A 26,205-nucleotide genomic window follows, 5' to 3' on the forward strand; every position below is an offset into this window, starting at 1 on the left:
AATTTAGGATGTCCTAAATTTGTATATCATTACTTTGCATTTTTTCTAATTTGAATTACATTCACCAAGAATGAAAACGCCATTGAGAAATAAATATATTGTTTAGGAATATGGAAGTTTAAACCTTCTGCAATCAACGTAATACCAATCATCATCAAGAAGCAAAGGGCTAATATTTTTAAAGATGGATGTTTACTAATAAAGGCACTAATCGTTCCAGCGACCATCATCATAATTGAAATAGAAACGATTACGGCTGCATACATCACCCACAGTTCTTCCACCAAACCTACCGCTGTGATGATACTATCGATAGAAAATACTAAATCTAGGATAATGATTTGCCCGATGATTTTTGAAAAAGACGTATAAACAAAGGGTTTGTCTTCGTGTTCATCTTCGGTTTTTTCAAAGATTTCTTTGTTACTCTTGTACAACAGAAATAAACCTCCTACTATCAAAATTAAGTCTTTCCCAGAAATATCAATCCCCGAAACCACGAAAAGTGTTTTATCGAGCTTCATAATCCAGCTGATTCCAGCAAGCAGAATCAAACGGGTAATTAATGCCAAACTTAAACCAACCAGACGAGCTTTTTTACGTTTATCAACGGGGAGTTTATCGGATAGAATAGAAATAAAGATGATATTGTCGATACCTAAGACAATTTCAAGAACGATAAGTGTAATGAGTGATATGAGGATTTCTGTAGTCATTTTTGATAGATACTTAATTGAGTTATTCCATTGTAACAGGCAATATATCAAAAATATTGTGGAGATAATCACTTTTAACTACTTCTTAATGGCTATTTGCTATCATTCTTTATTTAATAGATGTCTTAATCTTGTTATGGAAGAAAATCTAAATGTAGAACTATTTTTATATGTCCATTTTTCATTAGGTCATGCGTAAAAACTATATCTTCAAAAAAACTTTCTTCTTGAAGAGAATATACAGTAATATAATTTGAGTAACTGTAATAGAACAAGCAGTAAAGACAGGTTGCCAAATTTCTGGTGTATATGAAATCAGTCCACCAAATAAAAAATTAGCAGTGTACCCAAAATTAATAATACCTTCAGATGCCATATAAATCAAGATGGAATTAGAACCAATCCAAACGAAAGGCAACGCCCATTTTTGTAGTTTCCAGAGGTCTATTATCAAATAAAACAACGTAAAAAGCAAGATTGAACATCCCCCAACGAAACATACAAATGAACTTGACCAAAGGCGTTTGTTAATAGGAAAAGAATAATCCCATAATAAGCCTATGACGATTAATATAAATGCAGCTAAGACCATCACTAATACTTTTTGATAAGCTGAAAAAGTATTTTTGGCTTTTAAAAAGGTAGCTGTAAATACGCCTAACATAGCCGTTCCGATGGCGGGAATAGTAGATAAAATTCCCTCGGGGTCATGTACTTTGCTGTGTAATCGTCCTGGTAATAAAATTCTATCAATATACGATTCTAAAGAACCTTCTTTGGTCAGTACGCCTGCACCAAAACCTGGTACGGGTACAAACTTCATGATTAACCAATAACTTACTAGAATAAATACAAACCAATAAATTTGCTTCAATGTGTTGTTATTCAAATAGATAATTCCTGCAAAAAACCAAGCCAAGCCAATTCTGCCTAATACACTGGCGATGCGTGTCTGTTCGTAACCATTCCATTTAAAAAGTCCGTTCACTACAATGCCTAAAAATATCAATATTACCGTTCGTTTTACCATCGCAACGTATAGCGACCTTTTTACTACATTGGGTAATTCATAGGCAGACTCAACAGAAGCTTCATTCACTTTCTTCTGCATCGAAAAGGGCATAGACGCCCCAGCAATGAAAAGAAAAAGCGGGAATATCATATCATAAAAAGTAATCCCATTCCAAGCAGTATGATGTAATTGTTCAGACATCCATTCAAACAGTGGAATATGCGTTGTTTCTGCTAAAGCGTGAATAATGTGTTCGCCACTCATTATCCAAAACATATCGAATCCCCTGAGTGCATCTAGGGAAACGAGTCTTATACTTTTTGGATTGTTATTCATAGTTTTGGTAGTTTGTTGTTGAATGCTTTGGTAAGTCGTAGAATGTATGACTCCCTCAAGGATAAGCTACCGTTAAGGCATCACGGTATTTTTTATACATTTTCAATGCCAATGAATGACTATTTCCTTTTGGTACAACAGGAAAATCTTGATGTGCTTTTACCCAATTCCATTCCCATTCACGAATGGTACGGTCAAAGTGTGCTAAATCTGGTTCTCTCTTCGTATTTAATGCTTGATTCAGTTCTGTAAAAAACATTTGCCATCTTGGTTTATAAAAATCATTCAATAGACCACTCCATTGGCGGTTAGCATATTCATGCAAAGGACTGTTGGCATCGCCCCAGAGCGTGATAATGTCCCTAGCATTTTGTTCATACAAGGCTTTTTCTTCACTAGTATTTCCCCAACTTCTAGCCGAGCTAATCCACGGGCCAAGCATAAAATCTTTTCTGGTAGCCAATAGCTCATCCATATCTGCAATCAAATCAATAAATGCTTGGGCATCTTTTTTGAATTGAGCTTCATCTTTTGCTTTGTAAGAATTCTTCCATTTTTTCTGCAAAACTAACGCATAGTTTGCCAACACTTGTCGTGTAATATCTACAAGGTCATACTGAAATCCGTCCGAATCAACTCCATGCTGAGAAGCTTGTACAAATAGATCCCAAGCTTTCAAAAAGTCTTTCGGAGGATAATTGAGCTTTGTTCTTGTCCAAACAGTAGTCGAATCAAATGTAGGGCGACCAGTAACGATTGACTCAGCACCATCTCTAATATCCTTGCCATTGTAAGCTGTTTGTCTTAATATTTGCCAAGCATCTACCAAGGTTTTATCATCTGTTTTATAACGATTCTTTGCATATATTACTAACCAATCGTTTAGCTCAATAGGTGTATCTTGCCAAGTATGTTGCATCATCAATTCATAAATCACAGGGTTTTGTTCTATTGCCTCCATTGTTAGCCCTATTCCTTGTAAATTCTTCGAATTAGGGTCATTCAAAGCCACAGCAGGGCCACTTGCTACACCATCCATGCGTCCAAAAAGATTGACGTTTCCGCCAAAATTATTGAGCATATTCCAAATCCAAGGCTTACCATGAAAAGCATTTGTTCTTTTCCAAACAGGTTCTATTTCGGTAGCCAAGTCTAACAAAAGCATCTTGTCGTCTGGTACAGCATTTAATAAAGCTTCTATCTGTGGAGCTTTCCAAAATTTTCTATCACTATAAAACAACCACCCCTGCATTACCCAAATAGCTTCAGGGTCGGCTTGCTTCATGCCATCATAAATTTTAGCCGTCAGCTTAGACAAAAAGGCTGGTTCGTCAGTCGGAGGCTCGTTTTCATTAAAAGTATCAGCAGAATACAAATGATTTGTGCCAAATAACTGTGTTTGTTTTTTGATAAACTTTTTGCCAAGTTCTGCAAAAAGTGGGTCTTCTGCATCAAGAATATAAGTGTCGCCAAAACCGTTTGTCCAGTTGGTTGCTTTTAGTTTGGCCTGTGGATATTTCTTTTTAAAAGCCGAAGGTACGTGTCCAGTAAAAGCAGGTAAAACAGGCTTCATGCCCAAGGCACGTTCTCTTGACAATATTTTTACTTGTAAATCCTTATGAGATTTCATCCAACTGAGTGGAAGTGGTCCACCCCAACCATCAAGATTTCCCATCCAAAACCACGAGAAATAAGCAGGCCCACTGAAGAAATCTTTTAGGTCTGTATCCGAAAATCCCATTTCATTATATACTTCTCGCCAAGTATATTCTTCGCCTGTGATGGCCAAAGGCATATTGATGCCATGCATCGCCATCCAGTCTATTTCTTGTTGCCATCTTTCCCAATTCCACCAAGACATACTGTAGTTGAATGTGCAATAATTAAGATAATAGCGATATTGGTAGGGTGTTTTTTTAGTGATTTTAGTGGAAAGTTTGGGTAAAGTTGTAGGTAAATCCAGATTTGTACCATTCCACGTAATCTGGCAGTGACAATATTCTGTTAAGTAATAATATAGAGCAGAAGCTACAGCTACGCCATTGTTTCCACTCAAAACAATTTTTTGATTTTTGCTCTCTATTTCAAAAAGGTCTTTTGGGGCAGTACTTGGTAATGACTTTACTTCAAAGTTATGTGCTTGTTTAGGAATAACCCTGCTAATAAGTGCTAAAGCTTCTTGTTTATTAAGCTGAGCCACAGCATAATGGCTACTAAAAAGCACCACAATGACCAATAAGAAAATTTGGTAAGTTAGTCTAGTCATGAGTAAGTATCTGTTTGTAAGTTATACGCTAAGCTCTGGCGGGAGTTAGCGCATAACGGGTAATAAAATGTTATAATAAAATCATTTCACAATTGAACTATGTATAATATACGTTTGTGAACACTATATATTGACAAGACCTTAAAAAATGGTCGATTTAATTAATAACCAGGATTTTGCTTTAAATTTGGGTTAAGCTGTAAGGCAACTCTTGGGATTGGGAAAATTCTATGATTAACATCTGAATCTGTTTTATAACCCCATTTACCCTCAAACTTACCAAAGCGAATCATATCATTTCTATGCCATCCTTCATAAGCAAACTCTCTTACTCTTTCTCCATAAAGTGACTCTAAATTTACACTTGTTAATGAAGCAGAAGTAGTTCTTTCAGATCTTACTTGATTTGTCAGAGAAAGAGCAGTTTGTCCTAATGTAGCTGCGCCACCTCTAAGAATAGCTTCTGCTTTCATCAACAGTATATCAGAATAACGGAAAATAGGAATGTCATTATTTTGATTTCTGCTTAATGAAGTACCATCTGCATAAAATTTATTGTTACGATAACCCATATTCCAAGCAATTTCATCATTTCCTGCATCAAAAGCAGCAACATCTTGACGAAGAATTACTTCTGGTGTTAAATTTACTTGATAAGTAACCGGAGTAGCTCCATCGCTACCTTTATAGAATTGGTCAAGACCTAATTTTGTTGTTTGAACAGTTATTGGAGAACCATCATCCATATATTGTAATCCAGTTAACCACTGACCGTTTCTTACATCATTAGCATCGTTAAAGTAGGCATAGTATTCTGGCAAAGTACTTTCAGGGCCACTTGGTGTAAATGGCAACTTAAATTTTGCACGCATACTTCTTGGAATGCTATATCGAGCATGCAAGTTTGTTGATCTAAATGGAAAGCTATTGGTTGAAGTTGCATCATAAGGAATCGCAAAAATAAATTCCTTTTTAGAAGGACCATTATCAGGATAAAACATTTTTAGATAGGTACTTCTAGGTTCAATAGCAAATAACCCCGAATTGATTATCTTGTCAGTAGCTGCAATACAATCATCGTATCTTTTTGTACCAGTGTAATACTCTGCGTTCAAATACATTTTAGCTAATAGAGCATAAGCCGTCCATTTATTAGGTCTTCCATAAGTAACCACACCCGAAGTTTCACTAAGATAAGGAAGAGCAGCATTAATTTCTTTCTCAATAAATTTGAATACATCTGCTCTTGCTACATTGGTTTTGGGCGTAAAATCTCCATAAACCGTATCAATCGGTACGTTACCGTAACTGTCCATCATCAAAAAATACGTAAAAGCTCTTACCATCTTTATTTCAGCAAGACTTGTATTTTTAGTGGCACCTGCTGGCATGGTTGTCGATAGAATATTTAACGTTTGGTTGGCAACGCCAATAGTTGTCGATAGCCAAGTCCAGTTCCCGTTAATAAAACCGTTGTCTTTTGTCCAAGTATGATAATGCATCGTTTGGCATTGTCCACCGTCAAACCAGTTCCCACCTCTTGCTGGCATAATAGATTCATCTGTACTATAAGATTGTTGTTGGAAATGTTCAACAGCATAATTACCTCTTAGTGAAACATATACAGGACCAGATGCCGAAATATATTGTTCAGTATTGGTCGGAAAAACGTCTGGAGTTAGTTCAGTCGTTACTGGCACGACTAAATCATGGCAAGAGAACAGTACACCCGAAAGTAGTACTGATAGTAATGTATATAAATATGACTTTTTCATAATTTCAGATTTTTAACAATTAAAATGAAACATTTACACCTATTAAGAAAGTACGCGTTTTTGGATAGAAGTTATTATAATCTACCCCTGGAGCGATACCTCCTTGGTTTACTTCTGGGTCAACACCTGTATATTTTGTTATCACAAAAAGGTTATTGACAGAACCGTAAATTCTTAGGTTTTTAACTGCTGAACCTAAGTTTTTGAAGTTATGACCCAAAGTAGCATTATCAAATCTGATAAAACTTCCATCTTCAATAAAACGTGATGAATAAAAATATGCATTATAATCTGAAGCCGATTCGTTGGCTGCATCTGCCAAGATATTAGCATATTGTACTGTGTTTGGTCTGAATAAGTCAGCACGCGTAGCATTGAAAATTTTATTGCCAAAAACGCCTCTGATGAATACATTCAAATCCCAATTTTTATACTTGAATGTATTGTTCCAACCTAATAATAATTTTGGTTGTGCACTACCTAAGTAATGATAATCAACTCCTTCTTTCGGTGTAGTCGTTAATTTACCATCAGCACCAACAAACTGAGAAACTCCTGAAGCATTTTTTCCTGCATATTCTAAAGCAAAAAATTGTCCGAGTGGTCTTCCTGATTTTAGAATTTGTAATGAACGTCCTGATTGTCCGCCACCTTCTGGGCGAGATAAAAGTACTGAATCTCCACCTGCAAATAAAGGATTGGTTAAACTTGTAATTACGTTACTGTTATGTGCAAGGTTAATGGTAGTTGCCCAGTTAAATTTGCCCTTATTGATTACCTTTGCATTAACAGTTAATTCAATCCCTTTGTTGTTGATACTTCCACCATTAGCAACAATACTTCCTACTGGTACAAGAATTGGGTCAACACTATAAGAATAAATCATTCCAGTAGTATTTTTATTATACAATTCTAATGAACCACTAATTTTATTATTAGCCGTTGCAAAATCTAGACCGATGTTCGTTGTGGCTGTTTTTTCCCATTTCAAATCTGGGTTTGCCGCTTTAGTTGGCCCGTTTGCAGCTACTAATGTACCATTATAGTAATATGTTCCTAAACCTCCTGAAATAAATTGAGAAGTATAAGCATTAAACCCTGAAGCGTTACCTGTTACACCATAACTTGCTCTTAATTTCAAATCACTCAAGATATCCTGATTTGCCATAAAATCTTCTTGACTGATTCTCCAAGCAGCACCCACTGAAGGGAAATATCCCCACTGATTATTTTTACCAAATACTGAACTACCATCTCTTCTTACTGAGCCTTGTAATAAGTATTTATTGTTGTAATTATAATTGAATCTAGCAAAGTCTGAAATTAATTGAGTCTCTTGATAAACACCGTCTGGTCCAAAACTAATCTGATAGCCTGAGATTCCATAAGGATTACTTAGTGCTAAGTTGTTATAACCTATGTTATCAACCGGTAAGTTACTGGTAGTTACTTGGAAGCCATCACCAATTTTATTGTTTTGCCAAGAATAACCTAGTACTGCATTAATTGTGTGATTGCCAAACTCTTTATTCCAAGTTAAATATGTTTCTAAAATTTTGTTCGTATTCTGGTACGAACTTCTACTAGCTTGACCGTCCTTACCAAATGTTTGCTGATAGTGAAAACCTAGACCAGGATCTGGGTTGTCATACATATTGTTATAAGTACTTGTATAATATTTATTGTAATATGTACCTTGTAGTGTATTAGAATTCATGTAAGAAAGGTCTAAATTATAAGTTAGACCAAATGGTAATTCTAACTGTGTTTTAAAACTTCCAATCAAATTACTATACTTGGTTCTCATTTGGCTATTATTAACCATCGCAACAGGATTGTAATAACCAGAGTTTTCTAAATTCTCAAAATAAGTACCATCAGCATTTGTAATTGGCGATACAGGTAAATAAGATGTTGACTGTAAAAGAACCGTATTTCTATAAGGAATATCCTCAGCATCACTGCTTGAATTAGTGATGGAGAAAGCAAATTTTAATTTGTCTTTCAAAGCTAATTGCTCAATCGACAAACGAGCGATTACTCTTTCTAAAGAGCTATTCAACAAAATACCATCTTTCTTTACATAGTTTAAACTTGCACTATAAGAAGTATGCTCGCCACCACCACTTACAGAAAGGTTGTGGTTAGTTGAAATAGCCTGTTTCTTTTGGATAGCAGATTGCCAATCAGTATCAGCACCTTTATCGTCTTTTGGAGAGAAAGAAATATTCAGTTTTTGCATAAACGCACGCAATTCTGAAGCCGTCATCATATCTAGTTTATTAGATACTTTTTCGAGACCCACAAATGAACTGTACGAAACTTGTGTTTGTCCTTTCTTGCCTTTTCGAGTTGTCACCATGATTACCCCATTGGCAGCACGGTTTCCATAAATAGCTGTTGCTGCGGCATCTTTCAGCACATCAATTGAAGCAACATCGTCTGGTGCAATAGTTGAAATATCAGCACCCGGTACTCCATCAATTACATAAAATGGGCCTTGTGAGCTATTCAAGGTTGAAGCACCCCTCAAAATCACAGCAGCAGGTTTGTTAGGGTCACCATTGGCGGTGATATTTAACCCTGGTACTTTACCTTGTAGTAATTGTCCGAGGTCTGTAATTGCCCCTTTGTTAAGCTCTTCAGTTTTAATAGTACTAACAGCACTTGAAAGTGTTTTACGTGATTGGTTTCCGTAACCTACCACTGCAATTTCTGCCAAAGATGTAGCTATTTCTTGTAAATTAATCGAAATAAATGTTTGGTTACCTACCAATACTTCTTTTGATTTATAGCCAATATAAGAAAACACAAGGGTTTCGTTTTTAGTAGCATTTAAGGAGAACTCTCCGTTTGGATCTGTTGTGGTTCCTCTGGATGTGCCTTTTATAGCAATATTTACGCCTACTAATGGTTTTGAATCAGTAGAGGAGATTACTTTTCCTTTAACAGTTTGTAATAGTATTTCAATAGGAAGTTCTAATTTAGGATTAACTTTTTTGGATTTGATGACAATGGTTTTATCAACAATCAAATAATCGAGGGGTTGATTGGCAAAACAATTCTCAAGGACTTCTTCAAGCTTAGCATTTTTAAGATTGATAGAAACCTTTTCTGCATTTAACAACAAATCTGTTTTATACCAAAAAGTATAATCGCTTTGTTTTTCAATCTCGTTGAATACTTTATTAATAGCGGTATTTCTAAGATTTAAATTAAACCTTTGTGAAAACCCAACAGCGCTTACCTGTAAATATATCGTCAATGATAAAATAAAGGTTAGTTTCATGACCCTGAAAAATTTAGTGGAAAATTGTTGTCCACGACAGGACGCCGAATTACACGGCAAACCCAGCCTAATTTGGAAAATAGGATTGCGATTCATACTTTTGTTTTGGGGTTAAATGAGATACTTGGAAAAATTATTTTAATCAAACTCCGATTTAGAGCGAAAACGTTGCCGCGTTTTCGCTTTTTCGTTGTTTAATGCCTTTTTGTGGATTGAGTGCCACTTTCACTGAAAATATGTTTAACAATTTTTTTATTTATACTCAGTATTTTTAAGCTTTCCAAACTATGGTGTTATCACTATTTTTTTGCCCTCTATCTTAAATTGTACTTCGCTCATTGATAATATTTTCAATACGTTCGATAAGTTGGTATTTCGTGGGAGCTTGCCCGTAAAATGTTCATCAGGTATTTTGCCAATATATTGAATTTCAACATCGTACCAACGTTCTATCTGTCGCATAATCATCTCTAAACTAGCATTATTGAACTGAAAATATCCGTTTTTCCAAGCAAGCTCTTCTTCCAGACTAACATCATTTATCGTTCTGAAAATATTATTATTAAAGCCCACTTTTGCTTGTTGACCAGGTTCTAATATCGTTGAATGGTCATCTTTACTAACTTTTACTGAACCTTCTAATAAGGTAGTCTTAATGGCTTTTTCGTTAGGATAAGCCATGATATTAAAATGTGTTCCCAATACTTCAACCTCTTGCCCGTTGCTGATGACTTTAAACGGCTTTTTAGCATTTTTCGCTACTTCAAAATATACCTCGCCAGTCATTTCCACTTTCCGTTCATTCCCTTCAAAAACTAATGGAAATCTTAGGCTAGATGCCGCATTCAACCATACTTTGGTGCCATCTGATAGCACCACCTGATACTGCCCGCCTTTTGGTGTCGTGACGGTATTATACATTGGTTGGGCGACAGCGGTTTTGTTAGATTGATATACTAGTTGTCCTTTTTCTGGCTTAAGGATATTGGTTTCCCCTTGTTTCCCTAGACTTCCGTTTTTTGAATCATCCAATACTACTTTAGTACCATCATCAAATGTTAGAATCGCTTTGTCGCTACCGGGCAATACATCATTTTTTTCAAATTCTTTTACTTGAACTATTCTGTTTTCTGTTCTTTTATCAACCGTGTTATATTGAAACCATGCGAACAACCCAACTGAAATAATTAAGGCAATCGAGGCTGCTATACTGTAATTAATACGCCAAAAGCCAATACTTGGTTTATTTTCTTCTTCTGAATATTCATTATCTTCTTCAACAACTGGATTTTGTGTAAATATTTTAGACATTATTCTGTCAGACATTTCTGTAGGCATCTCCAGATTTGATTCATAGTTTTGCCATGAACTATGCAAAATCTCTTCAAGTTCAGTTTCAGAAGCCGTATTTGCCCATTGCATCAGTTCATACTTTTCTGCTTCAGTACAAGTATTACTGAAATATCTTTCCACTAAAAAACTGATTCTCTCTGAAGGCATATCACATCAATGGATTTCGTCCCTTTTAGATTATAATATTGATAAGTCAACAATCAATAAAACTACTGTTTTTTGATGTTAACTAAATAGAAGACAATTCTGGGAAAAGATAGGACTAGTCGATGTTAAATAATTTTTAAATTATTTTTTTATGGCAATCCAAAACATGTAAAAAAGGTAGAATGCAGCTTGATATTTAAGCTTATGTTTTATCGTGTTGAGGGCTTGAATGATGTGGTTTTTTACTGTAGAAGGTGACAGATTGAGCATATCTGCAATTTCATCGTGTTTTAAATGTTGTTCACGACTTAATTTAAAGATAAGTTTTTGTTGGGGAGGAAGGTTTTCAATAATTTGCTTCAACAGTTTTTGTGTTTCATCAAATTGGATAATATTATCAGTTGAATATACTTCGATGCTTTGAGTATCAAAATATTCAGCATACAAAAGCGTCTGCCTTGCCATGCTTTTAAAAGCATTCAAGGCTTGATTTTTTGCCATCCTGAACAAATAAGCATCAAACTGAACGATATTGACTAGTTCACTTTTATCCTTCCAAAGTTTCAAAAAAAGCTCTTGAATAATGTCTTCTGTTATCTCGTTAGAGTCTGTCAATCGATACAAATAGCCATATAACTTATTTTTATAAGCATGAAAAAGCATCGTAAAAGCTTGTTCATGGCCAGATGACGCAAGCGTTAACAGTTCCTTTTCATCATATAAAAACTTTGGGGTCATTCAGTTAAAATAATTGCGTTTTCAATAAAAAAAGACACTTAATCTTTAAATATACTTAATTTTTTTAACAAAATGTGCTGATTTCTTAACTAGCTTTTTAAATAATTGATTTTTGTAGCGATAATAAGGCTTTAATAGTTTTGAAAAAATAGCCCTTTTTGACCATATTTTACACTTCAAAGATGAGTAAAAATTTTCTCTTACTAGATTTTTAAAACAACTATTCAAACCAAATTTTTCTTCCTTTTATCTTTAATTTCTTTTGTTCTTGCATTAGTTTAATTGTTCTGATTACAGTTTCTACCCTTAATCCCGTTAAATCAGCAAGATTTTGTCGAGTAAGATTTACTTCAAAAACCCCTTTAACTCCTTCTTTTTTCTTTAAGTAACTAAGCATCGAAACGATGCGGTGTTCAGCATCTTGAGTGCTCATATCTTTCATAATCATGGCTTTGTATTGTAGCCTATTCGAAAGAATATGTGTGAGTTTTAAATGAATATCAAAATTATCTTGTAATAAAGCTATCATTGCCTGATAGGATAGCTTATATACTTCGGTAATTGTAGTGGCGATGGCTGTAGCAGGGTAGGGGAAAAGCCCTAATAATGGAGGTTCGCCTAAACCTTGACCATCCGAGAAAATACCTTGAATAAATTCCTTTCCTTCTTCCGACCAATTCAATACTTTAATCTCGCCATTGATAATTTGATAATAGAAATGTGCGTCAGCTCCTTCTTCAAAAAGCACTTCAGTTTTCACCAATACTTTACGGGTGGCACCAAATTTTTCTAAAATAGCTGGAGGAATCATTGCATACAAGATTTTAACAAAGATAACGATGGAATATAAAATTACAGATTGTTTGTAACACGATGTTAAACTTCTATCCTCAGCATTATTTTTTATAATATGATTTAGGTCATAAACTGGAGTGGTAGGCTACTTGCAAATTTGTATCATAATCAAACACAAAATAATTATGAATGCGCTAACAAATCAATATGCTATTTTTTTTGAACAACAAGAAAATAATCGTGCTTTCTGGAATGGATTTTCACTGATGATTCAAGCCACTATTTTGACTCCCCTTACTTTAGTGAGTATGAATGTCTATAACGGTGGCGACTGGCAATTAGCAGCTTGTGTACTTTGTTTTTTTAGTGTACTTATTCCTATACTTTCCGCTCAACCAGTCAGGATTGGCGTAACCATTTTCTGGATTAGTGCGATAGTTCATAGTTTTATTATTGGCTTCAACATACTGAGCTAGCATAGTAAATCAAATATCATCACCACTATTAATAGCAATAATATCATGGAAATCGGAAGTTTATTAGGAGGACAATACCCACTTGTTGAGAAAAAGATGCAAGTACTCCAAGAAATAGCAGGGGCAAAAATTATATGTAAGTCGTTTGAAACAGGAGATAAAATGCCATCGCATAGTAACCCAACAGACGTATTTGTGATAGTGCAATCAGGGAAAATGGAAATTAAGCTTGAAGGAGTGGCGAATATTTTTCAAACGGGTGATTTTATTCATTTTCAAGGGAAAGCTCTGCATGAATTATTATGCCTCGAAAATGCTAAGATTTTAATTATTAAATAAGCGAGCTATATCTATTTGTTTATCCTTCATGGAAATGAAGGATAAACTTTTGTACACAGGTTGAATTGTTTACTTTGGTTGTATAGTAAAGCCAGCTTTCTGCACAGCCTCAATTACCTCTTGACTCGTTAGTTCGTCTTCACCTGATACTTTAAGGGTTTTATCAGGATTTTCAATATCTACTTGCCAATTTTCTATATTCTCTACTTGGTTGAGAAAAGGTTTTACTTTAGCTACGCAATTATTGCAATTGATATTGGTTTTGAATGTTAAAGTTGCCATCTTGGATTGTGATTTAATGATGATACCAATCATCTATATTTTAAACGAATACTATTACTTACTACTGAAACCGAACTGAGTGCCATTGCCGCACCTGCTATCATGGGATTGAGCAAAAAACCATTGAATGGGAATAATACGCCTGCTGCTAATGGGATGCCTATTAGGTTATAAATAAATGCCCAAAATAAATTCTGATGAATAGTTGATACCGTTTGCCTAGAAAGCCGTAAGGCATTCGGAATTTTTAGTAAATCAGAAGATATTATAGTCATTTTGGCTACGTCCATTGCTATATCCGAGCCCTTGCCCATCGCAATGCTAATATCTGCTTGAGCTAACGCTTGCGAGTCATTGATACCATCACCAACCATCGCCACTACTTTGCCTTCTTTTTGCAATTGCTTAATAAACAGTGCTTTATCATTGGGTAGTAAGCCCGCCTGTACATTTGTAATACCTACTTGGCTTGCTACTTTTTCTGCTGTTAAAGCATTATCACCTGTCAGCATATATACGTCAATGCCCTGTTTTTGTAATTGTTGAATGGCTTCAGCAGAAGTACTTTTGATTTTATCTGTTATAGCAATGATGGCTATTACCTGAGCCTCATTTGCAAAAAGAACTACAGTTTTCCCTGACTTTTCTAAAGAGATAACTGCTTTATTATCAATAGTCTTTATGATATTTTCTATCCATTTCGGACTGCCGACAAAATACTTTTTACCTTCAAATGTAGCCTGTATTCCTTTGCCGACGATATTTTCAAAATCAATAAGCGTTAAAGGTTTTGTTCCTTCTGATTTTAGATATTGAGTCACTGCTTCTGCTAAAGGATGTGTAGAAAGACTTTCAAGGGATAGTAAAATACTTTTGAAAGTTTCGTTATTGGGTTCATTTACCCATATTAAATCACTTACAGAAGGTCTGCCTTCGGTTATTGTGCCTGTTTTATCTAAAATAATGGCATTGACCCTGTGGGCAATTTCCAAACTTTCAGCATCTTTTATCAAAATTCCGTTTTCGGCACCTTTCCCTACACCAACCATAATAGCGGTAGGCGTAGCCAAGCCTAAAGCACAGGGACAGGCAATGACTAACACTGAAACTGAAGTTAATAAAGCATGCGTCAAAGCATTTTCTCCTCCGAAAATTATCCAAACGATAAAAGTTATAACCGCAATGCCTAAAACGATAGGGACGAAAATACTAGCAATTTTATCGACTAATTTTTGTACGGGAGCTTTACTGCCTTGGGCTTCTTGTACCAATTGGATAATCTGGGCTAAGAATGTTTCATCACCTACTTTTTCAGCAATGAATTTGAAACTACCTTGCTGATTTACAGTACCAGAATATACCTTTGAACCCTTACTTTTTTCTACAGGCAAAGGCTCACCACTCATCATGCTTTCATCTACAAATGAATTTCCAGAAAGTACTTTCCCATCTACAGGTATCTTATCACCCGGACGAATCAAAATTCTATCACTTACTTGTACATCAGCAATGGCTATTTCTTTTTCTACGCCATTATCAATTATTAAAACTGTTTTGGGCTGTAAACCCATTAATTTTTTGATGGCAGTAGAAGTATTTGCTTTAGCGTTTTCTTCTAATAATTTGCCCAACATAATAAATACAATGACCACCGCAGCAGCTTCATAATATACATGTGCATGTAAGCCTCTATGATGCCAAAACTCAGGGAACAGCGTATTATATAAACTGAACAGAAAAGCAATACCAGTACTTAAAGCCACAAGTGTATCCATATTAGCACTTCCAGCACGGGTTTGTTTAAGCGCATTGACAAAGAATTGTCGCCCAAACCAGAGAAGAACAGGGGTAGTAAGTACCAACTCTATCCAATTAGCATAAGGCATATCCATCAAAAACATCCCAATGATTACCACAGGGAACGTAAGAATACTCGCCCAGATTAAGTTTTGTTTGAGTGTTCTATAATGATTTTGTTTAATGAGGGTTTGTTGTTCTTTGGCTTTTTCGGGCGTTCCCAAAATTAAGCCGTAGCCGATTGCTTGGAGTTTTCCCTGTAAAAATTCTGGAGAAGTAAGATTGGTATCAAATTGAATTTTAGCCGATTCGCTTGCAAAATTTACACTTGATGCTAATACGCCATTTTGCTTATGAAGGATATTTTCAACACTGCTAGCACAAGCAGCACACGTCATCCCCGTAACGGGGATAACCAAGGTTTTGATGTTATGTTGAATACCTGTTTCGCTTTCCATGATTTGTGAGATATTTTAATAACACAAAATTATGGTAAAGTATTAGCAGACATATTATATAATTATGGGTAAAACTTACATAATTAATCGGTCACAGGTTTTTTCCTTCTTTTCAATACAAGACTATCCGCTGGATAAGTAGCCTTTAACGTGTCCATCTGAGCTTTTGCCCAATCAATAAGTACTTTCTTTTGAGTTTCTGTCAGATTAGCTTCTTTGTGTAAACCTAAATAAGTGTATGAAGGTAAAGGCATTTCTCCCTTTTCTATTTGTTCAACTGTTTCTTTTAATTTATGGTTTTGTACAGCAATGGGAAGTTTAGTGAAAGTTGAAAAATTAAGTTCTTCTTTCCCTTCTTCTACATGATGATTAAGCCAAAAAGCAACTGGCTGAATGTTAGCGTACCACGGATATGCTGTTTTGTTACTGTGGCAGTCGTTGCAGGCTACCTTTAAAATATCCTTCACTTCATTTGTTACTACATATTTAGTAGAAATATTATAGGTTTGGTCGTCGGAAAGATTTCTTTCAGGGCGGATAAATTGGATTAATACTAATACAATTACTAATGCGAATAAGATTTTGTTTTTCATGGTTAATGGGAGTGTCGTTTATAACTGATGATATAAATGCAATAGTAATTAAAATTTGTATCATCGCAAATGATAGGAATCAGCTTCTTAGAGAAAAATATGAGTTGGCAAAGTTGAAAGTATAAAAATTGTCTAGGCTGTAAAGTAAAATGCCTAAACTTTTCAAAAGTTTAGGCATTTTACTTTATACTAACTTAAAAATCCTATCCATTAAAAGCCACTTTTCACCCTCTTTGGCAATAGGTAAGGCTGATTGGTATTTCCACATTAGTTTTTCCCATTCTTGTACTTTAGGATTATTAGCATCCATTTCTCCTTTTTTATCAAACGAAAAATCATCTTCCGTTTCCATAATCATGAACAGTCTGTTCATAATTCGATAGATTTCCATATCTATAACCCCAGCGTTCAAAATACTAGCTTTTATTTCTTCCCAAACGTTTTGATGATAGGCTTCATATTCAGCGATGAGCTGCGGGTCGTCAACTAAATCAAGGGCAAGACAAAATCTTTTCATTTTATTATGTTATATTTTTGAGTGATACACCCAAAAGACAAAAGTAAGTTTGAATACTCTTTTTTGATAGGGGTAATATTATTCATTCCAAGCATTACCGACTTTATCCAAAGGCATACAAGCAATAAATTCTCCCGGGATAGGGTCATACGAAAGTATTTCTTTACCTATTTTTTCAGAAGTATAATAACCCAATAATGTCAGGCTTTTGAGCCTCCTGAAAAATGAAATAGGGTCTGGTTTTGCTACTAAAGTAATGCCCCAAGCACTAGGAGGGAGCTTGCCTGCTTCTTTATCTGCTTTTAATAAAAAGGCTTCTCTTTCAGCCTGCGTACATTCAATGAAGGGCTTTTTGTAGGCTTTTTCACAACTTTCATCAAACTTTTCTAAATCTTTTACAAAGGCTTTCTGGTCTTCTTCCGAAAGCATATCTTTTAACATTTTATCAATAAACTGAGGTACGCCAAGCTCTTTTGCTCCGGGTGTTTCTGTTTTAGGTAAAATCGTTTCTGTGATTTCTGCAATCAGGTTAGCGTGATTGTTTGAAAGAAAAACAGGCTTCCAGTTTAACTGCGCTTCTTTTTGGCAAGCAATAAAAAGTTCGGACAAGGCACCGGCTGATAAACTGTAACCTAAGAATAAGGATGTATTTTTAAGGACTTCTCTGCGATTCATGATGTTACAAATTTTTACGGTTTAACTCATTCACAGCAAAATCGACAGCACGTGCTGTAAGTGCCATATAAGTAATAGAAGGATTAACACAAGAAGCAGACGTCATACAAGCCCCATCTGTTACAAATACATTAGGCACTGAATGAATTTGATTATTGCCGTTGAGTACAGAAGTTTTAGGGTCTTTTCCCATTCTAGCCGTTCCCATTTCATGCACGCCTACGCCTAGTCCACCAGCATTATCAAATGTTTTTACATTTTTAAAACCTGCATTTTCCAACATTTCGGCAGCATCAATCCTGATTTGCTCACGCATTTTCATTTCATTTTCTTTCAATCCGGCATCAAAAACCAATTGTGGAATTCCCCATTTGTCAGTTTTCTCTGAGTCTAAGCTTACCATATTGTCGTGGTATGGTAATACTTCCCCAAAACCCATCAATGCCATTCCCCAGCCTCCTGGCTTAAATAACGACTCCTTAAAGGCTGCCCCAACGCCCTCTTCGCTTACACCTCTTCCCCAGTTACCTCTGCCACCACCTGCTCCTTGATAATCATAACCACGAATAAAGTTTGGATTTTTAGAAGCGTCATTCAAATTTACATACCTTGGAATGAATAAACCTGTTGGTTTACGCCCTTTGTAGTATTGGTCTTCAAAACCATCATAAGACCCCATGGCTCCTGTTCTATAGTGATGATCCATTAAATTATGCCCTAATTCACCACTATCATTCCCCATTCCATTGGGGAAACGGCTTGATTTGGAATTTAATAAAATCTGAGTGGTGGCTAAAGTAGAAGCACAGCTAAAAATGATTTTGGCTTTGAAAATAATCTCTTCTTTTGTTTCGCTATCAATTACCCTTACGCCTGTAGCACGTTGTGTTTTTTCGTCATAAATGATAGAATGAACGATAGCGTTTGGACGAATAGAAAAGTTGCCAGTATTGTTTGCAGCGGGTAAAGTAGCAGAATTACTACTAAAGTATGCCCCGAACGGACAACCCCTTGAGCATCGGTTACGGTTTTGACATTTGCCACGCCCTAAAGCTAAGTGCTGTGGTTGTGGCTCAGTAAGGTGTGCTACACGTCCTGTAGTTACTGGGCGACCATTGAATTTTTTAGCTACTTCAGTTTTAAAGTGTTTTTCTAGGCAGTTTAATTCAAATGGAGGAAGGAATTCTCCATCTGGCAAATGGTCAAGACCTAATTTCTCGCCACTTACGCCCACAAATTTTTCTACATAAGAATACCAAGGAGCCAAATCTTTGTAACGAATTGGCCAGTCGATAGCAATACCATCTTTTGCATTGGCTTCAAAATCTAAATCGCTCCAACGATACACGTGTTTTCCCCAAGTGAGTGAACGCCCCCCAACATGATTACCCCGAATCCAGTCGAAACGTTGTTTTTCTTGGTATGGATTATCGACATCATTGGCAAAAAAATGTTTGGTGGATTCACCAACAAACCCACTTCGTATCTGGATGTGTTGCTTTTGTTGGTCTTCATACGAAAGTCCACCACGATGTTCAAGTTCCCAATGATCCAACATCATGGTTGGGTAATCTTCTACATGGTTTACCATTCTTCCCTTTTCAAGGACTAATGTTTTTAAGCCTTTCTCACAAAGTTCTTTAGCAGCCCAACCGCCACTCATTCCAGAGCCAATCACGATGGCATCGTAGGTATTATCTTTATTGATTTTAACGTTCAGATTTGGCATAAATTAATTATTAAATTGCATTCCTCTAAGGTCGAGGATATTTTTTGAAAATGCAATTTTTAATGATAGCTAATCTCTCGAAAACAAACTTGATTCTCGAATAATCAATTCAGAACGTAAAGTAATCGTAGTGGTAGTATCCAGATTCATATTGCCTTTTAAGTGATTTATCAAACTTTTTACAGCCATTTCCCCCATTTCTTTAGCAGGATAATGAATAGTAGTTAGCTTAGGTGAAATTACTTGTGCAACAGGGTCATTATTAAAACCTACTACAGAAATATCTTTAGGGATATCTATATTCAAATCTTTCAACGTGGCGATACAACTAACAGCACATAAATCACTGGCAATAAAAAGCGCATCGGGTTTGTTGGCTAATGCCTTTATTCGATGAGCTATTTCTCGACCAGCCTCTAGGTTGAGGGCTGTAACCCAAACATAATCTTGATTCAGAGGAATGCCTTGTTCTGTAAGTGCTTGTTGATATCCTTTAAGTCGGTCGGAATAAACATTCCTTTTTAAATTACCTGTAATATGGACAATATTTCTTCGGCCTTGTTCAATCAAGTGTTTGGTGGCTTCATAACCCGCCTTGGCATTATCAATGACGATGTCAGGACAATCACTATTCTCAAAAATACGGTCGAAGAAAATCAAAGGAATTTTCTTTTTCAGAAAAGGCTGAAAATGTTCAAAGGAATCAGTATCAAAAGCTACAGAAACCAATAGGCCATCTACCCGACTGCTAAACATTGTTTTAGCATTGGCGATTTCTTTTTTTTGTGATTCAAGCGATTGACTAATAATCAAATTAAAACCTTCTTCATTAGCCACTTTCTCCATCCCCGCAATAACAGTAGACATGATGTAACTATTCAATCTAGGCACAATAACACCGATAGTATTCGTTTTTTGTCTACGAAGATTACTCGCAAATTTATTAGAACGATAACCCAATTCGGTGGCTCTGGCATTGACTAATAACTTCGTTTTTTCATTAATGGCAGGATGATCATTTAAAGCCCTGCTGACAGTTGCAGGGGATAACTTTAATTGACTTGCGATGTCGTAAATAGTTATTTCTTTACTCATGATATAAATTTTAAGACCCTTCTAGATTCCTATTGCTAGAATATCATGCTTGGGATTTCTTTCATTGGATAATTATGGTACAATTATAAAACAATTTTATGCAACAATTGAAAATATTACAGTATTAATGTTTATAAATGATTTGACCTTTCTTAACCTGATTTATCATTTAATGGTCATTTATGCCCTTTTTGACTTCTATTTTAGCTTTTTCATTTTTTGTGAAACTAAATAGTAAAATATTTAATTGGAATAATTATAAAATATCTATGCAACCGATTGCATAATAAAAATTAATTTCCATCTTTACATTCTCAATTAAAATAACAATATTTAGGTAGGATAAACCAGTAGATATACTACGCTATGATACTTTTGATACCAGCGACATAAGCATTGTTTTACATCAAATAGTATAAAAATATTTATACAAGATACTATTGAATATTGATTTAATAAGCATGCTGATTTAAATAGTGAATAAAAGCTTGTAGCATGAAAAAACACATTAGTTATCAAGTAAAGCATTAAGAACCTTTTTAATTTTTGAATATAAAACGGATATGTCACAAGAACAGAAAAATGTAATATCTAGAAGACAATTTCTTGATTTAGGTATTAAAGGAACTTTAGCAAGTTCTATCATTACAGGTTTTCCAACCATTGTTCCAGCTTCTGTGTTTGGGAAGAATGCTCCCAGTAATAGAATAAACATCGGGGCAATTGGTACAGGGAGAATTTCAAGAGGGCATGATATGCCTGGCGTTTGGAAATTCGATAATGCTCAGATAATGGCTGTGTGTGATTTAGACAGCAATCGTGTTGAATCAGCTAAAAAGCTAGTAAATGATTTTTATTCAAAGAAAACAGGAAAAGAATTTGACGGTGTAAAAACCTATACAGATTATCGAGAACTGTTACTCAACAAAGATATTGATGCGGTATTGGTAAGTACGCCTGACCATTGGCATGCGCCTATTGTGATTCATGCTGTAGGTGCCAAGAAAGATGTATATATGCAAAAGCCCGCTTCTTTGACTATTTCAGAAGGAAGAATGATGGCTAATGCCGTGAAAAAATCGGGAAGAATCGTACAGGTAGGTAGTCAGCAACGTTCATCAAACCAATTTAGGTATGCCGCAGAATTGGTAAGAAATGGTAGAATAGGCACTTTAAAGACTGTTTATGTGGGCTTGCCGGGTGACCCATCAGGTGATGAAGAACCTCAAATGCCTATCCCGAAAAACCTTAATTATGATATGTGGCTGGGAACAACGCCAGACGTATATTATACAGAAAAAAGAGTACACCCACAATCAGGTTTCGACCGCCCCGGTTGGTTGCGTTGTGAGCAATTTGGTGCTGGTATGATAACAGGATGGGGTTCTCACCATATCGACTGTGCACACTGGGCTATGAATACAGAACATACAGGCCCTATTGAGATTTGGGGTAAAGCAGATTTCCCTAAAAAAGGACTTTGGAATGTTCATGGAATTTTCAGAACTGAGGCAATGTATGAAAACGGCGTAAGGATGGTTGTAAGCAATGAACTGCCCAACGGTATTAAATTTGAAGGAACTGAAGGATGGATTTTTGTATCAAGAGGAGACGCTGCCGTTACTTCAAGCGACCCTACAGCGAAACAAAATGCCCCAAAAGCATTGGACGCTAGCGACCCTAAAATAATAACTTCTGTCATTGGTGATAACGAAACTCACTTAACAGTTAGTAAAGACCATCATGGCAACTGGTTGGAAAGCATTGTATCTAGAAAAGAACCAATTGCGCCCACAGAAATAGGACATCGTTCATGTACTGCTTGTTTGTTGCATCATGCAGCGATGAAGCTTGATAGAAAACTATTTTGGAATCCAAAACAAGAAAGATTTATCAATGACCCAGAGGCAAATTTACTGTTAGCCAGAGAGCAACGAGCACCTTATGCTATCAAAATTTAACAATGAGTTATTTAGAGAATAAAAAGAGATAATAATGAAAGTAATCAATAAAACGCTTTTGTGCATTGGATTAGGATTGTGTTCAAGTGTATACGCACAAGCACAATCAGCGGCAGCAGTAAAAATAATCACCCTCGACCCTGGGCATTTTCATGCGGCACTAGTTCAAAAAAATATGTATCCAGATGTAAGTCCGATAGTACATGTTTATGCTCCTGTTGGAAACGACGTACAATTTCATATTGATAGAATCAATTCTTATAATGCTCGGGCAGATAATCCTACTCATTGGCAAGAAAAGTTATATACTGGGAGCGATTACCTTGAAAAGATGCTATCTGAAAAAGCAGGGAATGTGATAGTGATAGCTGGAAACAATAGAATCAAAGCAGATTATTTAGAGAAATCGGTCAATGCAGGATTCAATGTGCTTGCTGACAAACCGATGATAATTGATGCAAAAGATTTCACGAGATTAAAAGCTACTTTTAGCAATGCTGCTAAAAAGAAAGTACTGCTTTATGATATCATGACAGAACGCTATGAAATCAGCACGATGCTTCAAAGGGCATTTTCAGGGATTCCTGATGTGTTTGGTACGTTAGAAAAAGGAACACCTGATAATCCTGCAGTTACTAAAGAAAGCGTTCACCATTTTTATAAGTATGTATCTGGCAGTGTATTAACGCGACCAGCTTGGTTTATGGATGTTGCTCAACAAGGCGAAGGTATGGTGGATGTAACAACGCATTTAGTTGATTTAATTCAATGGGAATGTTTTCCTGAGCAAGTAATTGACTACCAAAAAGATATTGAAATAACGAATGCCAAGCGTTGGACGACAGACATGACCTTGAGTCAGTTTAAAACGATTACTAAAACAGACGGTTTTCCTGCATTTTTGAAGAAAGACTTAGCCAATGATACTACCCTAAAAATATATGCAAATGCAGAAATCAATTATCAGCTAAAAGGTGTTCATGCCAAAGCTTCTGTAATATGGGCTTATAAAGCACCAGAGGGTGGTGGCGATACGCATTATTCTATCATGCGTGGTACAAAAGCTAATCTTATTATTCGTCAGGGAGCAGAACAAGGGTATAAACCAACATTGTATATAGAACCTATCAATCCTGCTGATACTTACGAACCTACTCTTTTAAAAGCAGTAACAGCCTTGCAAAAGAATTTTGAAGGAATTGCTGTAAAGAAAAATGCAAAAGGGTGGGAAGTGTTGATACCAGAAAAATATAAAGAAGGTCACGAGGCACATTTTGGAAGAGTTACAGAAAAATACTTAGACTTTTTGAAAGTAGGCAAACTGCCCGCTTGGGAAGTTCCCAATATGATTTCAAAATATTACACAACAACCAAGGCTTTGGAGATTGCTAAAAAAACTCAATCTAACAAGTAGAAAAACTGAAAAAAACGATGGAAAACGGACAAAACAATCGCAGAGATTTTCTTAAAAATACGCTTTCTTCAGCAGCGGGCATGGTGTTAATGTCGGGTGTTTCGCAAGAAATCATGGCTAGTGCTACCAAAATAGAAACTATTAGTTCACCATATATTCATAGACACCTTGCGCCTAAAATTAAATTTGCAGTAATAGGAATGAACCACGCCCATATTTACAGTCAAGTTGAGGCAGTAATTCGTGGGGGAGGAGAATTGGTTTCATTTTATGCTAAAGAGGCAGATTTAGTAGCCAATTTTGCCAAAAAATATCCAAATGCTAAGTTGGCTTCGAGCGAAACAGAAATTCTGGAAGATAAGTCGATACAATTGGTGTTGAGTTCGATTATTGCTAATGAAAGAGCTCCACTAGGTATCAGAGTAATGAAGCATGGAAAAGACTATATGTCGGATAAACCCGGTATTACAACGCTTGAACAATTGGCAGAAGTAAGGAAAGTACAAAAAGCTACCAAGCGAATTTACTCTATCATGTATAGCGAACGCTTTGAAAATAAAGCGACAGTAAAGGCTGGAGAACTTGTAAAGGCTGGTGCTATTGGTAAGGTAGTACAAACTATTGGTTTGGGCCCTCATAGAATTAATGCTAATTCAAGACCTGCTTGGTTTTTTGATAAAAAACAATTTGGAGGTATCCTGTGTGACATTGGTTCGCATCAATGCGACCAGTTTTTGTTTTTTACAGGCTCAACAAAAGCAGAAGTAGTAGCTTCACAAATTGCTAATGTCAATCATCCTCAATACCCATTATTTGAGGATTTTGGTGATGTGATGTTGCGTGGAAATGAAGGCTCAGGCTATGTTAGGGTTGACTGGTTTACACCAGATGGGCTGAAAACTTGGGGAGATGGCCGCCTTACTATTTTGGGTACGGAAGGATACATTGAGATTCGCAAGAATATTGACATAGCAACCTATGAACACGGGAATAATTTATACTTGGTAAATAACAAGGAAACTAAATACATAGATTGTAGCAACGAGTTTTTACCTTATGGAGAACAATTAGTGAACGATATTGTGAATCGTACAGAAACGGCGATGACGCAAGAACATTGCTTTTTGGCAACAGAATTATCTATTAAAGCGCAGACACTAGCACATAAGTTAACAAAAGCATAAGGATTTTGTACCTATCGATTTTTAATTATTAGATTACATAATATGAGTATGATGCACACAATGCGTTGGTTTGGCCCCAACGACCCCGTTTCACTGATGCACATTCGACAAGCAGGTTGCTCGGGTGTAGTTTCGGCTTTACACCAAATTCCTGTAGGAGAGATTTGGACTGTCGAAAAAATCAAGGAACGCATTCAGATAATAGAAGAAGGTAATGCACAATATAGTCCGCTTACGTGGGCGGTGGTAGAAAGTTTACCTGTACACGAGGACATCAAAAAAGGATTGCCTTCGCGTGAGCAATACATTGAAAATTACAAAACATCGTTACAGAACCTAGCTACTTGTGGCATCAAAACGGTTTGCTATAACTTTATGCCCGTATTGGATTGGTCTCGTACTAATTTGAATTATGAAATGCCAGATGGTGCTAAAGCCCTTAGGTTTGTTTGGGAAGATTTTGCGCTGTTTGATTTATACATTCTGAAAAGACCCAATGCAGAACAGGATTATACAGAAGCAGTACAAATTTCAGCGTTAGCAAAAATGAAGGCAATGTCTGCTGAAGAGATTGCTTTGCTTACCAACACTGTTTTATTAGGTTTGCCCGGTTCAGAAGAAGCCTTTGAATTAACTAATTTTCAGGCACTTTTAGATAATTACAAACATATTGGTGATGCCGAATTGCGGGCAAATCTATATTATTTTATTCAGCAGATAGCACCCTTAGCCCAAGAGCTAGGCGTGAATTTATGTATTCACCCTGATGACCCTCCGAAGTCATTATTAGGTTTGCCAAGAGTAGTAAGTACCGAAAATGATTTAGCACAACTAATGGCGGTGGCTGATGTAAAAGCCAACGGTATTACTTTTTGTACGGGTTCTTTAGGCGTAAGAGATGATAATGATTTGCCTAAAATGATTCAGCGATTTGGAGAACGGATTCATTTTATTCATTTGCGTACTACTAAACGAGAAGAGAATCCACTCAATTTTCATGAAGCAGCTCATTTAGATGGTGATGTAGATATGTATGAAGTGGTTAAAGCCATTGTGTTAGAACAAAACCGAAGAAAGGATACTAATAATGGCGTTGTGTCGATTCCTATGCGACCCGACCACGGACATTTGATGTTGGATGATTTAGAGAAAACAGGCAAGCAAAAATCGTATCCAGGCTATTCTGCCATTGGTCGTTTAAAAGGCTTGGCAGAATTAAGAGGTTTAGAATTAGGAATAGAACGCAGTCTGAAATAAT

21 protein-coding genes are annotated in these 26,205 nt (G+C 36.0%); 6 read left to right on the forward strand and 15 right to left on the reverse strand.

The window, feature by feature from the left end:
• Positions 1 to 29: 29 nt before the first annotated feature.
• The 8 genes from AC07XN_RS01700 to AC07XN_RS01735 form a co-directional block, all read right to left on the reverse strand.
• A complete protein-coding gene (locus tag AC07XN_RS01700) occupies positions 30 to 716 on the reverse strand; it encodes a TerC family protein (protein WP_309917033.1) in 687 nt (228 codons plus the stop codon).
• Between the two features lie 202 nt (positions 717 to 918).
• Positions 919 to 2,064 (reverse strand): acyltransferase family protein, encoded by a 1,146-nt coding sequence (locus tag AC07XN_RS01705; protein WP_494741811.1) that lies wholly within the window; start codon positions 2,062 to 2,064, stop codon positions 919 to 921.
• Between the two features lie 55 nt (positions 2,065 to 2,119).
• On the reverse strand, positions 2,120 to 4,330 hold the full coding sequence (locus tag AC07XN_RS01710) for an alpha-N-acetylglucosaminidase (RefSeq protein ID WP_494741812.1): 2,211 nt from the start codon (positions 4,328 to 4,330) through the stop codon (positions 2,120 to 2,122).
• A gap of 161 nt (positions 4,331 to 4,491) precedes the next feature.
• Positions 4,492 to 6,105, reverse strand: coding sequence for a RagB/SusD family nutrient uptake outer membrane protein (locus AC07XN_RS01715; RefSeq protein WP_309917023.1), 1,614 nt, complete (start codon positions 6,103 to 6,105; stop codon positions 4,492 to 4,494).
• 19 nt (positions 6,106 to 6,124) lie between these two features.
• Positions 6,125 to 9,394, reverse strand: coding sequence for a TonB-dependent receptor (locus AC07XN_RS01720; RefSeq protein WP_494741813.1), 3,270 nt, complete (start codon positions 9,392 to 9,394; stop codon positions 6,125 to 6,127).
• A gap of 285 nt (positions 9,395 to 9,679) precedes the next feature.
• Positions 9,680 to 10,894, reverse strand: a complete 1,215-nt coding sequence (locus tag AC07XN_RS01725; RefSeq protein WP_494741814.1) for a FecR family protein — start codon at positions 10,892 to 10,894, stop codon at positions 9,680 to 9,682.
• Positions 10,895 to 11,035: 141 nt separating this feature from the next.
• Positions 11,036 to 11,632 (reverse strand): RNA polymerase sigma factor, encoded by a 597-nt coding sequence (locus tag AC07XN_RS01730; RefSeq protein WP_309917015.1) that lies wholly within the window; start codon positions 11,630 to 11,632, stop codon positions 11,036 to 11,038.
• A 220-nt stretch (positions 11,633 to 11,852) separates the two neighbouring features.
• Positions 11,853 to 12,443 (reverse strand): Crp/Fnr family transcriptional regulator, encoded by a 591-nt coding sequence (locus tag AC07XN_RS01735; RefSeq protein WP_494741815.1) that lies wholly within the window; start codon positions 12,441 to 12,443, stop codon positions 11,853 to 11,855.
• A gap of 169 nt (positions 12,444 to 12,612) precedes the next feature.
• On the opposite strand from AC07XN_RS01735, the gene AC07XN_RS01740 reads away from it, so the two are divergent.
• Positions 12,613 to 12,903 (forward strand): hypothetical protein, encoded by a 291-nt coding sequence (locus tag AC07XN_RS01740; RefSeq protein WP_494741816.1) that lies wholly within the window; start codon positions 12,613 to 12,615, stop codon positions 12,901 to 12,903.
• Between the two features lie 45 nt (positions 12,904 to 12,948).
• Positions 12,949 to 13,242: a cupin domain-containing protein gene (locus AC07XN_RS01745; protein WP_494741817.1), complete on the forward strand. Its 294-nt coding sequence runs from the start codon at positions 12,949 to 12,951 to the stop codon at positions 13,240 to 13,242.
• Between the two features lie 69 nt (positions 13,243 to 13,311).
• On the opposite strand, the gene AC07XN_RS01750 is transcribed toward AC07XN_RS01745, so the two are convergent.
• The 7 genes from AC07XN_RS01750 to AC07XN_RS01780 all read right to left on the reverse strand — a co-directional run bounded on the left by AC07XN_RS01750 (position 13,312) and on the right by AC07XN_RS01780 (position 20,388).
• Positions 13,312 to 13,524 carry a heavy-metal-associated domain-containing protein gene (locus tag AC07XN_RS01750; RefSeq protein WP_309917003.1) on the reverse strand — a complete coding sequence of 71 codons (213 nt, stop codon included), beginning with the start codon at positions 13,522 to 13,524 and terminating at the stop codon, positions 13,312 to 13,314.
• Between the two features lie 29 nt (positions 13,525 to 13,553).
• Positions 13,554 to 15,779 (reverse strand): heavy metal translocating P-type ATPase, encoded by a 2,226-nt coding sequence (locus AC07XN_RS01755; protein ID WP_494741818.1) that lies wholly within the window; start codon positions 15,777 to 15,779, stop codon positions 13,554 to 13,556.
• Between the two features lie 83 nt (positions 15,780 to 15,862).
• Positions 15,863 to 16,372, reverse strand: a complete 510-nt coding sequence (locus AC07XN_RS01760) for a heme-binding domain-containing protein (RefSeq protein WP_494741819.1) — start codon at positions 16,370 to 16,372, stop codon at positions 15,863 to 15,865.
• A 184-nt stretch (positions 16,373 to 16,556) separates the two neighbouring features.
• The gene (locus AC07XN_RS01765; RefSeq protein WP_494741820.1) at positions 16,557 to 16,889 is read right to left on the reverse strand and encodes an L-rhamnose mutarotase; all 333 of its coding nucleotides are present in this window, start codon (positions 16,887 to 16,889) and stop codon (positions 16,557 to 16,559) included.
• A 78-nt stretch (positions 16,890 to 16,967) separates the two neighbouring features.
• Positions 16,968 to 17,564, reverse strand: coding sequence for a gluconate 2-dehydrogenase subunit 3 family protein (locus AC07XN_RS01770; protein WP_494741821.1), 597 nt, complete (start codon positions 17,562 to 17,564; stop codon positions 16,968 to 16,970).
• A gap of 4 nt (positions 17,565 to 17,568) precedes the next feature.
• Positions 17,569 to 19,293 (reverse strand): GMC oxidoreductase, encoded by a 1,725-nt coding sequence (locus tag AC07XN_RS01775; protein ID WP_494741822.1) that lies wholly within the window; start codon positions 19,291 to 19,293, stop codon positions 17,569 to 17,571.
• A 69-nt stretch (positions 19,294 to 19,362) separates the two neighbouring features.
• Positions 19,363 to 20,388: a LacI family DNA-binding transcriptional regulator gene (locus AC07XN_RS01780; RefSeq protein ID WP_494741823.1), complete on the reverse strand. Its 1,026-nt coding sequence runs from the start codon at positions 20,386 to 20,388 to the stop codon at positions 19,363 to 19,365.
• Between the two features lie 563 nt (positions 20,389 to 20,951).
• Here AC07XN_RS01780 and AC07XN_RS01785 point away from each other — a divergent pair.
• Genes AC07XN_RS01785 through uxuA form a run of 4 tightly spaced genes read left to right on the forward strand, consistent with a single transcriptional unit; the run spans position 20,952 to position 26,204 of the window.
• Entirely contained in the window at positions 20,952 to 22,349 is a 1,398-nt protein-coding gene (locus AC07XN_RS01785; protein ID WP_309916983.1) for a Gfo/Idh/MocA family protein, read from the forward strand.
• A gap of 34 nt (positions 22,350 to 22,383) precedes the next feature.
• Positions 22,384 to 23,763: a putative oxidoreductase C-terminal domain-containing protein gene (locus AC07XN_RS01790; RefSeq protein ID WP_494741824.1), complete on the forward strand. Its 1,380-nt coding sequence runs from the start codon at positions 22,384 to 22,386 to the stop codon at positions 23,761 to 23,763.
• Positions 23,764 to 23,780: 17 nt separating this feature from the next.
• A complete protein-coding gene (locus AC07XN_RS01795; protein ID WP_494741825.1) occupies positions 23,781 to 24,947 on the forward strand; it encodes a Gfo/Idh/MocA family protein in 1,167 nt (388 codons plus the stop codon).
• Between the two features lie 42 nt (positions 24,948 to 24,989).
• The gene (gene uxuA, locus AC07XN_RS01800) at positions 24,990 to 26,204 is read left to right on the forward strand and encodes a mannonate dehydratase (protein ID WP_494741826.1); all 1,215 of its coding nucleotides are present in this window, start codon (positions 24,990 to 24,992) and stop codon (positions 26,202 to 26,204) included.
• Position 26,205 lies beyond the last annotated feature (1 nt).

Source organism: Arcicella sp. GW458-12-2-14-TSB2 (assembly GCF_059423785.1).

Excerpts from the sequence above, each read along its gene's own strand:
- uxuA (WP_494741826.1), top strand. The coding sequence starts at position 24,990 with ATGAGTATGATGCACACAATGCGTTGGTTTGGCCCCAACGACCCCGTT.
- AC07XN_RS01730 (WP_309917015.1), bottom strand. The coding sequence starts at position 11,632 with ATGACCCCAAAGTTTTTATATGATGAAAAGGAACTGTTAACGCTTGCG.
- AC07XN_RS01755 (WP_494741818.1), bottom strand. The coding sequence starts at position 15,779 with ATGGAAAGCGAAACAGGTATTCAACATAACATCAAAACCTTGGTTATC.
- AC07XN_RS01745 (WP_494741817.1), top strand. The coding sequence starts at position 12,949 with ATGGAAATCGGAAGTTTATTAGGAGGACAATACCCACTTGTTGAGAAA.
- AC07XN_RS01710 (WP_494741812.1), bottom strand. The coding sequence starts at position 4,330 with ATGACTAGACTAACTTACCAAATTTTCTTATTGGTCATTGTGGTGCTT.
- AC07XN_RS01705 (WP_494741811.1), bottom strand. The coding sequence starts at position 2,064 with ATGAATAACAATCCAAAAAGTATAAGACTCGTTTCCCTAGATGCACTC.
- AC07XN_RS01760 (WP_494741819.1), bottom strand. The coding sequence starts at position 16,372 with ATGAAAAACAAAATCTTATTCGCATTAGTAATTGTATTAGTATTAATC.
- AC07XN_RS01770 (WP_494741821.1), bottom strand. The coding sequence starts at position 17,564 with ATGAATCGCAGAGAAGTCCTTAAAAATACATCCTTATTCTTAGGTTAC.
- AC07XN_RS01795 (WP_494741825.1), top strand. The coding sequence starts at position 23,781 with ATGGAAAACGGACAAAACAATCGCAGAGATTTTCTTAAAAATACGCTT.
- AC07XN_RS01790 (WP_494741824.1), top strand. The coding sequence starts at position 22,384 with ATGAAAGTAATCAATAAAACGCTTTTGTGCATTGGATTAGGATTGTGT.
- AC07XN_RS01720 (WP_494741813.1), bottom strand. The coding sequence starts at position 9,394 with ATGAAACTAACCTTTATTTTATCATTGACGATATATTTACAGGTAAGC.
- AC07XN_RS01735 (WP_494741815.1), bottom strand. The coding sequence starts at position 12,443 with ATGATTCCTCCAGCTATTTTAGAAAAATTTGGTGCCACCCGTAAAGTA.
- AC07XN_RS01740 (WP_494741816.1), top strand. The coding sequence starts at position 12,613 with ATGAATGCGCTAACAAATCAATATGCTATTTTTTTTGAACAACAAGAA.
- AC07XN_RS01775 (WP_494741822.1), bottom strand. The coding sequence starts at position 19,293 with ATGCCAAATCTGAACGTTAAAATCAATAAAGATAATACCTACGATGCC.
- AC07XN_RS01700 (WP_309917033.1), bottom strand. The coding sequence starts at position 716 with ATGACTACAGAAATCCTCATATCACTCATTACACTTATCGTTCTTGAA.
- AC07XN_RS01780 (WP_494741823.1), bottom strand. The coding sequence starts at position 20,388 with ATGAGTAAAGAAATAACTATTTACGACATCGCAAGTCAATTAAAGTTA.
- AC07XN_RS01765 (WP_494741820.1), bottom strand. The coding sequence starts at position 16,889 with ATGAAAAGATTTTGTCTTGCCCTTGATTTAGTTGACGACCCGCAGCTC.
- AC07XN_RS01750 (WP_309917003.1), bottom strand. The coding sequence starts at position 13,524 with ATGGCAACTTTAACATTCAAAACCAATATCAATTGCAATAATTGCGTA.
- AC07XN_RS01785 (WP_309916983.1), top strand. The coding sequence starts at position 20,952 with ATGTCACAAGAACAGAAAAATGTAATATCTAGAAGACAATTTCTTGAT.
- AC07XN_RS01725 (WP_494741814.1), bottom strand. The coding sequence starts at position 10,894 with ATGCCTTCAGAGAGAATCAGTTTTTTAGTGGAAAGATATTTCAGTAAT.
- AC07XN_RS01715 (WP_309917023.1), bottom strand. The coding sequence starts at position 6,105 with ATGAAAAAGTCATATTTATATACATTACTATCAGTACTACTTTCGGGT.